The sequence below is a fragment of the Ruegeria sp. H7 genome (assembly GCF_056532945.1).
The window spans coordinates 36,508-50,887 of sequence record NZ_JBQFNZ010000006.1 but is presented as its reverse complement, the minus strand read 5'-3'; the positions used below and the strand labels follow the sequence as shown (position 1 = coordinate 50,887).

The following is a 14,380-nucleotide window of genomic DNA, read 5'->3' as shown; positions in this document are numbered from 1 at the left end:
GCCCTGCCCTTGTGTGCCAACCTGCGCCCGAATGTGGAGGGGAGCAGATGGCAATCACAACTTGTATCTTCGATGCCTATGGCACGTTGTTCGACGTGGCCGCAGCCGCCCGTCAGGCCGCATCCGAGCCCGGCTTTGAGGCATTGCGCGACACCTGGCCCGAGGTTGCAGGGCATTGGCGTCTGAAACAGTTGCAATACACCTGGTTGCGGGCCGTGGCCGATGCCCATGCCGATTTCTGGGATGTGACGCAGGACGGTCTGGACTGGGCGCTGGAAGCCGCCGGTTTGCAAGGGGATGCCAAACTGCGGCAGCGCCTGCTGGACCTGTACTGGGAACTGCAAGCCTACCCCGAAGTTCCGGCCATGCTGAAGGCGCTCAAGGATGGCGGCCTGCAAACGGCGATCTTGTCCAACGGCTCGCCCCCGATGCTGGAAGGCGCGGTAAAATCGGCCGGGATCGAGGACGTTCTGGACGACGTGCTTTCGGTCGAAAGTGTTGGTGTCTTCAAGCCGCATGTCCGGGTCTACGATCTGGTTCAGGACAGGTTCGGCTGCGCCCGTGACGAGGTCCTGTTCGTCAGTTCGAACGGCTGGGACGCTGCCGGGGCAAGCGGATACGGCTTTGTCACCGCATGGGTCAATCGCGCCGGGGAACCAATGGACCGGCTGCCCTGGACACCCGCGCATGTGCTGTCCGACCTGACCGCAATCCCCGAACTGGCAGGGCTTTGATGCCTGATTTCACGACCTCAGACGGCAGGCGGCTTCATTTTGAGGATACAGGCTCCGGTCAACCGGTGCTGTGTCTGGCGGGATTGACGCGCAACAGCCGCGATTTCTCGTTTACGCAACCGCACCTTTCCGACAAACGTCTGATCATGATGGACTACCGGGGGCGCGGGCAGTCCGAATACGATCCGGATTTCATGAACTACAACATCTTTCGCGAATCCCACGACGCGATCGAATTGCTGGATCATCTGGATGTGCCGAAAGCTGCGATTCTGGGCACGTCACGCGGCGGATTGATCGCCATGGCCCTTGCCGCCAGCCACCCTGAACGCTTGACGCATGTGATCCTGAACGATGTGGGCCCCGTGATCGAACCTGCGGGCATCGCCAAGATCATGGATTACGTCGGCAAGGCCCCGGTTTCGAAAACCTATGACGAAGCCGCCGAGACCCTGCAATCCGTGATGAAGCCGCAATTCCCGGGCGTTCCATACGAACGCTGGCGTGCGCAGGCCGAGATCCAGTACGCGGCAACCTCTGACGGCCTGAGCCTGCGCTACGATCCTGCCTTGCGCACGGCTTTGCTGGAACAGGCGGGTACCGGCGCGATCCCGGATATGTGGATGTTCTTCGACGCCCTGCGCGACATTCCAACGGGCGTGCTGAGGGGCGCAAATTCGGATGTTTTGGGTGCCGAGACACTGACCGAGATGCACAACCGCCACCCCGGCTTGATTTCGGCCGAGATTCCGAATCGCGGGCATGTCCCGTTTCTGGATGAACCCGAATCCTTAGACATCATTCGCAGGGTCCTGAGTGTGACATGAGTACGATTGAACTGATCGAAGCCGCCGCTGGACGGCTGCATGGACATGCTCGGGAAACCCCGATTCTGACCTCGCCCTTTCTGGACCAGATCGCAGGTCGACGTGTTCTGATAAAACCCGAGTGCCTGCAACACACCGGCAGCTTCAAATTTCGCGGCGCGTGGTCGGCCATCTCGGCGCTGGAACCGGATCAACGGCAGCGCGGGGTGATCGCTTATTCCTCGGGCAATCACGCGCAGGGCATTGCCATGGCGGCGTCGAAACATGGCGTGGCGTCGGTGATCATCATGCCCTCGGACGCGCCGCAGTTGAAGATCGACAACACACGCGCTTTGGGCGGTGAAGTGGTGCTGTATGACCGCGCGAGCGAGAGCCGTGAAGAGATTGGCGAGGCTTTGGCCTCGGATCGCGGGCTGACCCTGATCCGCCCCTATGACGAACCTCAGGTCATCGCCGGGCAAGGCACGGTGGGCCTTGAGATCGCACGTCAGGCCAAGGCGTTGGGCGTTACTCAGGCCGATGTGCTGGTATGTTGCGGCGGTGGCGGTCTGACCTCGGGCATCGCGCTGGCGCTGGAGAAACACGCCCCCGACCTGCGCCCCCGCCCGTGTGAGCCCGAGGGGTTCGATGACATAAAACGCTCTTTGGCAACGGGGCTGATCCAGAAGAACGCGGCGACCTCGGGCAATATCTGCGATGCGATTCTGACCCCGCAGCCGGGTGAAATTACCTTCCCGATTCTGAAACGCCTTTGCGGCCCCGGCCTGTCGATCACCGAGGACGAGGCGCTGCGTACCATGGCCTTGGCCTTCCTACGCCTGAAAGTCGTGCTGGAACCGGGCGGAGCCGTGGCGCTGGCTTCGGCCCTGTTCCGGACAGACGAGATCGAAGGTGACGCCGTGATCGTGGTGGCATCCGGCGGAAACGCCGACCCGGAAGTATTTGCAAAGGCGTTGGAATTCCTGACCTGACAATCGCCACAGTTCTGTGCAAAACATCGACACGGACAGAAGGATCAAACGCATGACCTGCGCGGATTTTGGCGATGTAAAGCTGCATTACCGGATCGATGGCGCCCCGGATGGCACCCCTATTGTCTTTGCCAATTCGCTGGGCACCGATCTGCATCTTTGGGACGCGATGCTGCCCCATCTGCCCGCCGGCCTGCGGATCATCCGGTATGACAAACGCGGGCATGGGCAATCCTCAGTCCCGCGTGGCCCTTATTCCATGGGTGCCCTGATTCGGGATGTCGAACGGTTGCTGGATCACCTTGAGGTGCGCGACTGTGTCTTTGTCGGTCTGTCCATCGGTGGTATGATTGCGCAAGGTCTGGCCGTCAAACGCATGGATCAGGTCCGCGCGCTGGTCTTGTCGAACACTGCAGCCAAGATCGGCAACCCGCCGATTTGGCAGGATCGGATACAGGCCGTGCAACAGGGCGGTATCGAAGCATTGGCCGATGCCACGATGGAGCGCTGGTTTTCCCGGGATTTCCGGGCAGCGCAGAAACATCTGCCGTGGCGAGATATGATGGTTGGGCAGCCGGTCGAAGGCTATCTTGGATGCTGCGCGGCCATTGCGGGCACGGATTTTTATACGCCCACCAGCGGCTTGCGGCTGCCTACCTTGGGCATCGCCGGCAGCGAGGACGGCTCGACCCCACCGGATTTGGTGCGCGAGACGGTCGAGCTGATCCCGGGCGCAGATTTTAAACTGATGCGCAGGGCGGGCCATCTGCCCTGCGTGGAAAAACCTGAAGACTACGCAGCTTTGCTGAACGAATTCTTGACCGGTATCGGGCATATTTGAAGGAGCCAATACATGGCTGATTTCCTTTTGGTCCACGGGTCCTGCCACGGCGCGTGGTGTTGGCGCGACCTGATTCCTGTTCTGGAATCCCTCGGCCACTCGGTCCGCGCCATCGACATGCCCAGCCATGGCGCTGATCCAACCCCCATTGCAGATGTCACGCTGGATGGGTGCAGGGATTCTATCCTGTCGGCGACAACCCCGGAAACGATCATCGTGGGCCATTCGTGGGGCGGGTATCCCATCAGCGCCGCGGCCGAGGCGCAGCCGGATACCATGCGCGCGCTGATATACCTCAGCGCCTATGTCCCGCAGGATGGTCTGTCGATGGTCGAAATGCGCCGACGCGGACCCAGCCAGACGATTGCCGACGCGGTGGAAAAATCCGCCGACGGGCTGTCCTATACCGTCCGTCCGGACTGCGTAAGAGAGTTATTCTACCACGACTGCGACCCGGACATCACACCCTACGCCTTTGGCCGCTTGTGCCCTCAGGCCATTCGTCCGCAAGATACTCCTTTGCATCTTGGCGCGCGCTACCAAAAGGTCCCGCGCGCCTATATCGCCACCAGCGATGACCACACAGTACCGTTTGAGTATCAGTGCAAGATGAGCGAGGGCATCCCGCCCGCGTTCCGACGCACCATCCACTCGGGGCATTCGGCCTTCTTTTCGCACCCGGATCAACTGGCCAACATCCTGTCTGATCTGAAACAGCAATTGTCGCATCACCAAACATAGATGACCTCGGGCAACTCTTTCCTAACGCGGTAACCCCGCCTAGGGTGCGAGGGTTGAAACGACGCGACGGTTCTGATGCGCCTGCCTTTTGTCTTTGTTCTTTCCATCGTCATGATCGACGCAATGGGCATCGGGTTGGTCATGCCGATCATGCCCCAACTGATTGTCGAGGTTCAGGGCGGTACGCTGGCCAATGCGGCGGTGTGGGGTGGCATCCTCAGCACCGCCTTTGCCGCGATGCAGTTCGTGTTCGGGCCGATTCTGGGTAATTTGTCCGATGCTTACGGACGCCGATCCGTTCTGCTGGTATCCCTGTTTGTCATGGCGTTGGACTATGTGGTCATGGCGCTGGCGGGCAGTATATGGCTGCTTCTGGCGGGCCGTATCGTCGGCGGGATCACGGCGGCCACGCATTCAACGGCGGCCGCCTTCATGGCCGACGTCTCGAAACCGCAGGACAAGGCGGCGAATTTCGGGCTGTTGGGCGCGGCTTTTGGCGTCGGTTTTGTGCTGGGCCCTGTCGTGGGCGGGTTGCTGAGCGAATACGGCACCCGCGCGCCTTTTTGGGCGGCTGCGGCCCTGTCTGCACTGACCTTTGCCATTGGCTTGTTCGTGATGCCGGAAACGGTAACGGACAAGACCCGCCGGGCCTTCAGTCTGAGGCGCGCGAACCCGATCAATTCGTTGAAGGCTATTGCCGCCCTGCCCGGCATTCGCCCCTTGCTGTGGGTCTATTTCCTCTACTCGGTGTCGATCTATGTCTATCCGGCCATCTGGGCCTATTTCACGACCGAGCGGTTCGGATGGTCTCCGCAGATGATCGGCGTGTCTTTGGGCGTCTACGGCCTTGCCATGGCAGCAGTTCAGGGCGGGTTGATCCGCCCTGCCACCCGCTATCTGGGTGAACGGGTGACAATCATATACGGGATGGTATTCGAAATCGTCAGCTTTGGCATTCTGGGTTTTCTGACCAACGGCCTGATCGCCCTGATGCTGATCCCGATCACCGCCATCGGGGCCGTCATTACTCCTGCACTGCAGGCAATGATGTCGCGCGCCACGCCGGATTCGCAACAGGGGGAATTGCAGGGTGTCCTGACTTCGCTGCATGCCTTGTCGATGGTCATCTCACCCCTGCTGATGACCAGCATCTTCGCGCAGTTCATCAGACCCGACACACTTATATACCTGCCTGGCGCACCGTTCCTTCTGGCGCTGGTTCTGATGCTGGCAGGTTGTGTGCTGTTTTTGCGCGCCCGCCCGGTCCAGGGCGTAACAGCGACATCAAACTGACGATTTCCGCCTTGCGGCCTGCATCTTCCCGCGCCACCGTGGCTGAAACAGTTCGGTGCAGCGCACGCGTCGACACGTCAAACCCACAGGGCCGGAGGGCACGGGATGAAACTGCAGGACCTCGATATCATTGTCACAGCGCCACCCGCACCGGGATGGGGCGGGCGCTATTGGATACTGGTCAAAGTGTCCACCGACACAGGCATTACCGGTTGGGGCGAATGCTATGCCTCATCCATCGGCCCCGAAGCCATGCGCCACGTGATCCGCGATGTGTTCGAACGGCACATGCTGGGCGAAAACCCCGAGAATATCGAGTTGATGTTCCGCCGCGCCTATTCCAGCGGTTTCACCCAACGCCCGGACCTGACCGTCATGGGCGCGTTCTCGGGGCTCGAAATCGCCTGCTGGGATATTCTGGGCAAGGACCGGGACCGGCCTGTCTACGCCTTGCTGGGCGGGCTGATGAACGAACGCATCCGCTCGTACACCTACCTCTACCCCCTGCCGCAGCATAACCTGAATGATTTCTGGACCGCTCCGGATCAGGCCGGGGAATGCGCCGCAGAAATGGTCCGGCGCGGCTATACCGCGGTCAAGTTCGACCCGGCTGGCCCTTATACGGTCCGGGGTGGGCATATGCCCGCCATGTCCGACATCTCAATGTCCGTAGCGTTCTGCAAAGCGATCCGTGAAGCGGTTGGAGACAAAGCCGACCTGCTGTTCGGCACCCATGGTCAGTTCAACACGGCTGGCGCAATTCGGTTGGGTCAGGCGTTGGAACCCTATTCGCCGCTGTGGTTCGAAGAACCCACCCCGCCGGACAATATCGAGGATATGGCCCGCGTCGCCCGCAACGTGCGCATCCCGGTCGCAACCGGCGAGCGCATGACCACCAAGGCCGAATTCGGTGCAGTTTTGCGCGCCGGTGCCGCCGAGATTCTGCAACCCGCCCTGGGCCGCGCTGGCGGGATATGGGAGATGAAGAAGGTCGCCGCCATGGCCGAGGTCTTCAACGCGCAGATTGCTCCGCATCTTTATGCCGGTCCGGTGGAATGGGCCGCGAATACGCATCTGGCCGCATCGATTCCGAATCTTCTGTTGCTGGAAACCATCGAAACACCGTTCCATGATCAGTTGATCAATGGCGCAATCCGGGTCGAGGACGGCTTTGTCACGCCACCAAGCGCGCCCGGTCTGGGGATCGAAGTCAACGAAGATCTGGCCCGCGCGCACCCGTACACCGGAGACGGGCTGCACCTGCAAATGCAGGAAGACCCCTGCGATTATGCCAACGGCAATGCCTTTCAGGGCGGAGCCCCCGCCACCGAGGGGTGACAAGCCCGTATGGGTTGGGGCATATTGCGCCAACCCCAATCGGACAAGTGGCCTACCCGTGACCCTGAATGAACTAACCGACGAAACCCCTGATACGTCGGCAAATATGAAAGAAAACGCGGCAAGCGCCGCGGCCTATCTCAAGACACTGGCCCATGAAGGGCGTCTTATGATCCTGTGCCATTTGGGCGACGGGGAAAAATCGGTTGGGCAGTTGGAAGACCTGCTGCAAATCCGGCAGGCGGCCGTCAGCCAGATGCTGGCGCGGCTGCGCGAGGAAAATCTGGTGTCTACCCGCCGCGATGGCAAGACCATCTATTATTCGCTGGCAGACGGGAACACACGGCAGGTGATCGGGTTGTTGTATGAACTGTTTTGCAAGCCCGCCGGCTAGCGGTCAGTTCGACACGTAACCGGCAATCACCTGCATCAGCTTGAAGGCGGTCGCAGCGTCGTTTTCGACCACGGCCAGGAATTCTTCCTCACCAATGCGCAGGCAGGACATCTTGGTCTCGGCCACCATGCTCAGCGCGCGAGGTTCCTTGCGGATCAGGCCCAACTCGCCCACCAACTCACCCGGCCCCACCTTGGTAATCAGCTGATCGGGGCCGTCGGGTTGCGGAAGGAACAGGCCCGCCTCACCTTCCAAAACCACATAGGCCCCATCGGTCGGCTGATCGTCTTTCAGGAACACCACCTGCCCCGGGATCGCCTCGAACCAGCGCGCACCAAAGGCCAGCAGACGCAATTGTCTGCGATCCAGGCCGGAAAACAGAGGTGTTTGTTCCAGGGCGCGCAGCTTGCGCGCAAGGTCAGCCGAGGCGGCGCTGTCTTCTTCCACGTCCGCAGGTCCTTCGTCCGTGACCACACGACCTTGCCGGATTTCGGCATACATGTCGAATACATCCGGGTTCTCGAACTGATCGTTCAGGTAGATGACCGTCGTGTCCGGCATCAGTTCGCGCAGGTTTTTGTAGACCGCTACCTGCGTTTGCATGTCATAGCTGGCCAGCGCGTTTTCCAGAATCAGGATGTCGGGTTTCTTGATCGTCGCACGGGTGAAGGCCAGCGGCTCGGCAAACACGGCGGGCAGGTTCTGACCGCCCAGCGCAACCGGAACGTCATAGATCAACTCGACAACCAGCAGCCGCGCGCCGTTTTCGGCCAGCACATCGACGATCAGCTTGCGCGCCTCGTCGGATCGCGCGCCGCCGATCTGGCTGACTTTGCCAAACAGCGCGTTCTCCATCACCGTCAGGCCGGGGGCGAACTGATCCGGGTCCAGTGAAACGAATACATCCTGCAACCGCGCCAAAAGCTTGTCGGAATGGCTGTGCCGCAGTTCAAGAATGCGGTTCTTCAACTCATCCGTGAAGGCCGGACCGATCTGTTCCGCGGAAATCACCAATGGCACGGCCAGCAGGTTGGCCAATTGCTCGTCATCCAGACCCGAGGCACCCTCTTTCCGTGTCCGCTCAACCAGTTCGACCGCAGTCTCATAGGTTGCGGCCTCAAGCCCCAGTTTGCGGAACAGCGGGTGATCGGTGCCATCAAGACCAAAGATCTGCCGCAACATATCTATCACATCGCGCGTCAGGGCGATCAGCGTTTCATCCAGACCCAACTCTCGCAACTGGCCCAGGAAGACGGTCTGTTTGGCCAGCAAATCCTGCGTCACCGGAACGCGTGGGGTGGCGAACAACAGGTTTTCGGCCACCGGCAACGCGGGGTTATAGCTTTGGCGGTCGAAAATCAGCGCCTGCTGCGTCAGGCCCGCTTTTTGAACAGCCTCTTGAACCTTTGGGCGAAGATCGATCAGTTTGCGGGCAAGCTCCGGGTGGGTGCCCGGATCAAAGACCTGCTCGGCCCCGCGTTGGAACAAGGCGGCACCCGATCCCATTCCATCGATCAGCTTCAACCACCAGTCCCGCAACTCGCTGGCATCCTGCAAACCGGCAAGGGACGGGTCCAGCCATTCGGTCTGGAACGGATCGTCGCTGTTGCCCGCCCGCAAGGTTTCGGCAAAATCCGGATCATCCGTCTGATCGGACAAGGGCTTGAACCGCATCGGCATCATGACATTGTCACCCAGCGTGCCCTGAAACATGACTGGCCGGGACGAGGCATAGCCGATCCGCGCCGCCACCACACCCTGATGAAGCTCGGACAGATTATGTTCACCGATTGCCACCTTGCCCGCGCTGGGCAGAATCTCGCGCGTCAGCAATTCGCTTACGGCGCGCCGATCTTCTTCGCTTGGGGCCGCGATGCCGATGATCTTGCCGCCCGGGAACGTCAGGTTCAGATCGTCCAGCACCTGATTGCCGTCCATATCGCGGACCGAGACGTGATCCAGAACGATGTCGCCGTTCAGATGCGGGCGTGCCTGTGGCTCACCCTCGAATAGTCTCTCGTCCTGCATTCCCAAAGGCGCGAAGCGTTCGATCACAACGTCCCAGCGCAGCGACATATCCTGCGTCTGGTTGTAATAGGTCAGCAGTTCCTTCCATGGCGAGCTCAGGTCCTTATACGCCGCCAAAGCCGCCACAAGTGCCCCCAGCGAGACCGAACCCTGCAGCACCAGCAAGCCGCCAACCAGATAGAACATGAACGGCGTCAGTTGCGAGATGAAGTTGTTTATGAACTTCATAAAGAACTTCTTCTGATAGATCTCGAACCGGATCCCGAACAACCGCCCCAACTGATCCGAGATCATAGCGCGACGATAGCGCCAGCCACCATTGGCGCGCAGGGTCGAGGCACCGGCGGCATTCTCGCCGATCTGGGCGGCCAGCACGCGCACCTCTTGTATGCGTTTTTTGTTCAACAGGTTGATCTGGCGCTGCAATTTCGGAATCAACCAGGCCTGCAAGGGGATCAGGGCCACCGCCGCCAGACCGAACCAGACGCTTTGCAGGAACAGGAAGGACAGGATAGTAATCATCTGTCCCGCCTGCAAAACCGGCTGGCTGATCGCATCCCCCATCAGCCCGCCCATCGGCTCGCTTTCGGCGGTGATCATCGACACCATCTCACCCTGACTGACCCGCTCGAAATAGGGCTGCGGGAAACGCAGGGCACGGCTGATCAACTGATAACGAAAGCGCCGCAGCATCCGTTCGCTCAGCACCCCTTTCATGGTGTTGATGCGCATCTTCATCAGGCCATGGGCCAGAACCGCCGCAAGAAAGGCAAAACACAGGATGATCAGGAAATTGGTCTGCGGCAGGCTGTATCCCCAGACATCCACAACATCGCTGCTGGCACCGATCGCATCGTTGATGATGCGTTTGGGCAACTCCAACGTCAGGTACAGCAAGGGAAACAGCGTCGAGGTCACGGCCAGCAGGATCAGCTGGTCGCGTTTGGAATACTTCCAGATAAAACGAAAGATCGTGCGCTCTATGGAACCTGCCCCTGCTTGTACTCAAAACTCATGATTGGCGATATGCCGGAAAACTGAACAGTATAAATCTACACAATCCCAGCAAAATTTCGCAAACACGTTTTCGAGCCTCAGATTTCTTTGCCAAATGTGAACTAGTTCATTTACCAATTGACGCATTCACGCCTAGTATCCGCTGAAGGACGATTTCGGGAGGGAACTTTTGACTGCCAGTTTTGGCGCAGTGTTTGTCATGCTCTGCTTGTTGCAGATCAAACATATGTTCGCTGACTATTACTTACAAACACCGAAAATGTTGTCCGGTCGGGGTGAATATCTTCACATGGGCCGTGCGCAGCATGCCGCTGTGCATGTTGTTGGCTCGATCATTGTCTTTCTGATTTTTGGCACGCCGTTGGCCTTTATCCTGATCATCGGCGCGCTTGAGTGGTTTATTCACTTCAATATCGACTACGCCAAAGCCAGCTATTCCGACAAAAAACGGCTAGAGCCCAACCAGCCCGCATTCTGGCGCGCGGCAGGTCTGGACCAGTTGATGCACAATCTGACCTACATCGCCATGGCCTGGGCCTGGGTTACTTTCGCACACTGACCGGGACCGCGTCGTGTTTCCGTCGCGCGGCAATGACCAGCATATTGACCAAGGTGTGACCCGCTAGAATTTGGGCCTCCAGTCATTCAGAACGTTTGGTCGCCTTTCGACTACCCCAAAACCGAAAAACTGCTTTCCTCGTTGATCGGGCGTTTGCGCGAATAAAAGCCGACATCGATCATGCGTTTGATGTAGGGCAGTTCAAACTGAAGCGGTTCGGCGTCGTGATCCGCTCCGCCCTCGCAATAATCGATCAGGGCGGTCATCATCTTCCCGGCGATCGGAGCGTTCTTGTACTGGTTCCCGCTGGTGCCGCAGGCCATGTAGAATCCCGGAAGGCTGGACTTGTCATAGATCGGAATCCAATCCGTCGAGGCGTCATACAGGTCAACCACCCCACGGGTCTTGGACGGAATGCCAAGGCTGGGCACACGCTGAGCGTAGCGCATGGCCTGCGTGGTCCACTGGTCGGTAAAATCGCGGTTGTAGTGGATGTCATCCTCGCACCACTGATGCGGGTCGCATTCCGGGTCTTCTGATCCGACAAGGATGTGATTGCCATGCTCGGGGCGGCAATAACACGCGATGTCGCTGTCCGAGACGATGGTGCCGTCGTTTTCGAAATCAAACCCCTCGGGGGCGGGCACATGCACCACCTCTTGCCGTAGGGGGCGGGTTTCGATGGTCATATCGTCCAGCACATTCGCCAGTTTGTTGATGATGGCCGATCCCGGCCCCGCCACGTTCACCACCACTTTGGCGTGGATTTCCTCGCCCGAGGCCAGCTTGACCCCGGCCACACGACCGCCGTCGGTCAGGATCTCGACCACCTCGGCCCCGGTGCGAACCTCGGCCCCGTGTTGTTTGGCCGCGTCCATCAGGTTCTGTGCCGACAGCGCCGGGTCGGTCACGTACCCCGCTTGTGGCCAGTAAACACCGCCCTGCATCTTGCGGCCATTGGGTTGGCCGAACTCCGGATCATCCATGCGGCGCGCGGGCGCGAAACTATCCAGCGAATAGACCGGCAAGCGTTCAACAACCTTGTCGGGCGACCATTCCTCGAACGGGCAATCCAGATCGGCGCTGTTCTTCATGTGCTTTTCCAGCATGCCATTGGCATCGGTTTTCATCACCAGACAGCCCGTTTCACGGAACTGCGCCAGATTGGCATCTGACGGCAGGCCCAGATATTCGGCCCAATCGCGCCAGTAGTGATAACCCTCCCACGCAAAGGCCGTGCCATCGAAGGTCGAATAATGCATCCGAATGATTGCACAAGACCCTGCGGTTGAGCCGTGCCCGACCTGCGCATTGCGATCCAGCGACAGCGCCTTCCATCCAGCCTTGGCCATCTCAAACGCGATGGCGGCACCGATCACTCCGGTCCCTATGATGATTGCATCCGGTTGGCTCATTCTGTGTCTCCTTCCCAATAGCGCTTGGAATAGGCGCTGAATTCTTCCACTTCTTCTGGGCGCGGCTCGACACCCGTGAATACGTACAGGTAATGCGAAACCATCGACAGCCGCGTCTCCATCGGCTCGTTCAGCTGCGCCAGATCGTATCCGATCTGCATGTAATACAGCACGCGGGCGCGGGTCTCGGATTCGATCTCGGAATAGCCAAAACGCGCGAACATGGCGTGAAGCGCCTGCAATCGTCGGGCATCCGATTGATCCAATGCGCGGCGCACCTTGCCGGATTTGCGCGCCCAGTCGCGCACCGCAAAGTCCAGCGCCGTATCGAACAGGTCGGTGTTCACCACACATCGATGCACGTTACAGACCGCTGCCGTGATCGTCCTGGCCGGTGCCTCTGCCTGCGCGACCAACGCAGCCGTATTGGTGGCCTGCCAGCGCGACAGCAGCGCGTCCAGAAGCTCCTGCCGGGATTTGAAATACCAATAGAAGGACGAGCGCGAGACTGCCATGCGCTCGGCCAGGTTCAGGACCTTGATCTGGTCCACACCGTCCGAGATCAGTACGTCCATGGCCACATTCAGCCAGTCGTCGCGCGTGACCTTGATGTTGCCGACCAAGGGTTCAGCCAGTGGATCATCCCGATGCAGAATTGGTTTGGTGTTCATTCAACTCTCCGGCGGTGCGCCGCCCTCGGCGGTCCGGCGCGCGATGAAATCATGTAAGGCACCCAGCCGGTCGCTGTCGCCAGCAGGGGCCTTGAAATCGTTCAGGATTGCCTTCCAGACACCGGTCGCGCGATGGTTGGCATCAACGCCCCCCCGCTCGGTCCAGGTGCCGAAATTGGCGTAGTCGTGGACGTGGGGCTGATAGAATTCGGTGTTGTAGCGCTCCATCGTTTGACTTGAGGCGAAGAAGTGGCCGCTGGGCTCGACCTCGGCCAGTGCTGTGTCAAAGCCGATCTCGGCAGTCCCGGCCTGCGCACCGGCGCAAAGCTCCGCAATCATGTTCAGAACCTCGGCATCGCAGATCATCTTCTCAAAGGACACCGTCAGACCGCCCTCAAGCCAGCCTGCCGAATGGATGATCACCGTCGCCCCGGCCATCAGACAACCCCAGAGGCCAAACTGATTTTCATTGGCCGCCTGCACATCGTTGATATTCGATGCCGACCCCGCCGCCGACCGCCATGGCAGACCCAGATGCCGCGCCAGTTGCCCTGCCGCAAGCGAGGCTTGGAAATGCGAAGGCGTGCCAAAGGCAGGCGCACCCGATTTCATGTCCACATTGCTGGTGAACGTCCCGTAACAAACCGGCGCGCCGGGACCCGCCAGTTGGGTCAGGGTCAGCGCCGCCAGTGCCTCGGCATGGGACAGCGTGATTGCGCCTGCCACGGTGATCGGGGCCATCGCGCCCATCAGGGTGAACGGGGTGATGATCGACATTTGGCCGTGCCGCGCAAAGTCGATCAGGCCTTGCGCCATTGGAATATCCAGCGTGCGGGGACTGTTGGTGTTGATAATCGTGTAGCAGTGCGGGTTGGCGCGGAACTCCTGATCCGACAGACCGCGCGCGGTAGAGAGCATTTCAAAGCAATCCATCACCTGCGGCGTCCCGCGCGAGAAGAAGAAGGGGAACTTGTCCGTCAACTCCATCTGCGCCTTGGTCGTGAAGTAATGGCGTAAATGGGTCGGCATGTCCTGCGGCTCGACCTGGGGCGAGATCATCTGGAACACGTCGAAATGATGGGTGAGTTTCAGGAACTCCAGATAGTCTTGCCCGGTCGCGGGGCGTCGCCCGCGTTCCAGATCGGTGGCGTTGGGTGCGCCAGCACCGGGCTGAAACACCAGCGAACCCAGTTCCAAAGTAAAATCCCTGCGCCGTGCCCCGGCGCGGCACGCGATCGATTTGGGGGCCGAACCCACAGCTGCCTCGACCATATCGCGCCCGATGAAGACCATTTCGCTGTCTTCATCCACCTTTGCGCCACCTGCCGCAAACAGGCGTCGCGCCTCGGGCAAAAGGACTTTGACGCCCAGCTCTTCCAACGTGCGCAAGGCCGTTTCGTGCATGTCGGCGATCTGATCGGCGGGGAACACCTCCATTTGCGGGAACGGGTTCCGCAATTGGCGGTAATTTACGTCGCGACTGGGTGTGGGCGCGGCCTCGGCCCCACGTCCGCGCCGTCGCCTGCCACGCTCAGGGGTTTGCGAGATCAT

At 59.9% G+C, this 14,380-nt stretch carries 13 protein-coding genes; 9 read left to right on the top strand and 4 right to left on the bottom strand.

Features of this window, described 5'->3' with window-relative positions; genetic code table 11:
- Positions 1 to 47: 47 nt before the first annotated feature.
- The 8 genes from ACR0AC_RS13660 (at position 48) to ACR0AC_RS13625 (ending at position 7,139) form a co-directional block, all read left to right on the top strand.
- Complete coding sequence (locus tag ACR0AC_RS13660) at positions 48 to 734, top strand: haloacid dehalogenase type II (RefSeq protein ID WP_480874104.1); 687 nt, start codon at positions 48 to 50, stop codon at positions 732 to 734.
- Positions 734 to 1,561, top strand: coding sequence for an alpha/beta fold hydrolase (locus ACR0AC_RS13655; protein WP_480874101.1), 828 nt, complete (start codon positions 734 to 736; stop codon positions 1,559 to 1,561). The genes ACR0AC_RS13660 and ACR0AC_RS13655 overlap by 1 nt, the downstream gene beginning before the upstream one ends.
- Positions 1,558 to 2,532 carry a threonine ammonia-lyase gene (locus tag ACR0AC_RS13650; protein ID WP_480874098.1) on the top strand — a complete coding sequence of 325 codons (975 nt, stop codon included), beginning with the start codon at positions 1,558 to 1,560 and terminating at the stop codon, positions 2,530 to 2,532. The genes ACR0AC_RS13655 and ACR0AC_RS13650 overlap by 4 nt, the downstream gene beginning before the upstream one ends.
- 52 nt (positions 2,533 to 2,584) lie before the next feature.
- On the top strand, positions 2,585 to 3,373 hold the full coding sequence (gene pcaD / locus ACR0AC_RS13645; protein WP_170454473.1) for a 3-oxoadipate enol-lactonase: 789 nt from the start codon (positions 2,585 to 2,587) through the stop codon (positions 3,371 to 3,373).
- Positions 3,374 to 3,385: 12 nt separating this feature from the next.
- Positions 3,386 to 4,114 (top strand): alpha/beta fold hydrolase, encoded by a 729-nt coding sequence (locus ACR0AC_RS13640; RefSeq protein ID WP_480874094.1) that lies wholly within the window; start codon positions 3,386 to 3,388, stop codon positions 4,112 to 4,114.
- 75 nt (positions 4,115 to 4,189) lie between these two features.
- Entirely contained in the window at positions 4,190 to 5,407 is a 1,218-nt protein-coding gene (locus ACR0AC_RS13635) for a TCR/Tet family MFS transporter (RefSeq protein WP_170454478.1), read from the top strand.
- A 105-nt stretch (positions 5,408 to 5,512) separates the two neighbouring features.
- Entirely contained in the window at positions 5,513 to 6,745 is a 1,233-nt protein-coding gene (locus tag ACR0AC_RS13630; RefSeq protein WP_480874091.1) for a mandelate racemase/muconate lactonizing enzyme family protein, read from the top strand.
- 106 nt (positions 6,746 to 6,851) lie between these two features.
- A complete protein-coding gene (locus tag ACR0AC_RS13625; RefSeq protein ID WP_170737018.1) occupies positions 6,852 to 7,139 on the top strand; it encodes a metalloregulator ArsR/SmtB family transcription factor in 288 nt (95 codons plus the stop codon).
- Positions 7,140 to 7,142: 3 nt separating this feature from the next.
- Here ACR0AC_RS13625 and ACR0AC_RS13620 read toward each other — a convergent pair whose 3' ends face one another.
- Entirely contained in the window at positions 7,143 to 10,139 is a 2,997-nt protein-coding gene (locus tag ACR0AC_RS13620; RefSeq protein WP_480874431.1) for an ABC transporter transmembrane domain-containing protein, read from the bottom strand.
- A gap of 244 nt (positions 10,140 to 10,383) precedes the next feature.
- Here ACR0AC_RS13620 and ACR0AC_RS13615 point away from each other — a divergent pair, with 244 nt between their 5' ends.
- A complete protein-coding gene (locus tag ACR0AC_RS13615; protein WP_170454596.1) occupies positions 10,384 to 10,743 on the top strand; it encodes a DUF3307 domain-containing protein in 360 nt (119 codons plus the stop codon).
- Positions 10,744 to 10,853: 110 nt separating this feature from the next.
- Here the strand turns inward: ACR0AC_RS13615 and ACR0AC_RS13610 are convergent, their stop codons facing one another.
- Genes ACR0AC_RS13610 through ACR0AC_RS13600 form a run of 3 tightly spaced genes read right to left on the bottom strand, consistent with a single transcriptional unit; the run spans position 10,854 to position 14,380 of the window.
- Positions 10,854 to 12,158, bottom strand: a complete 1,305-nt coding sequence (locus ACR0AC_RS13610; protein ID WP_170454482.1) for an FAD-dependent oxidoreductase — start codon at positions 12,156 to 12,158, stop codon at positions 10,854 to 10,856.
- Positions 12,155 to 12,829, bottom strand: a complete 675-nt coding sequence (locus tag ACR0AC_RS13605) for a TetR/AcrR family transcriptional regulator (protein WP_170454484.1) — start codon at positions 12,827 to 12,829, stop codon at positions 12,155 to 12,157. Before ACR0AC_RS13605 ends, ACR0AC_RS13610 begins: the two co-directional genes overlap by 4 nt.
- A complete protein-coding gene (locus tag ACR0AC_RS13600; protein ID WP_480874087.1) occupies positions 12,830 to 14,380 on the bottom strand; it encodes a trimethylamine methyltransferase family protein in 1,551 nt (516 codons plus the stop codon).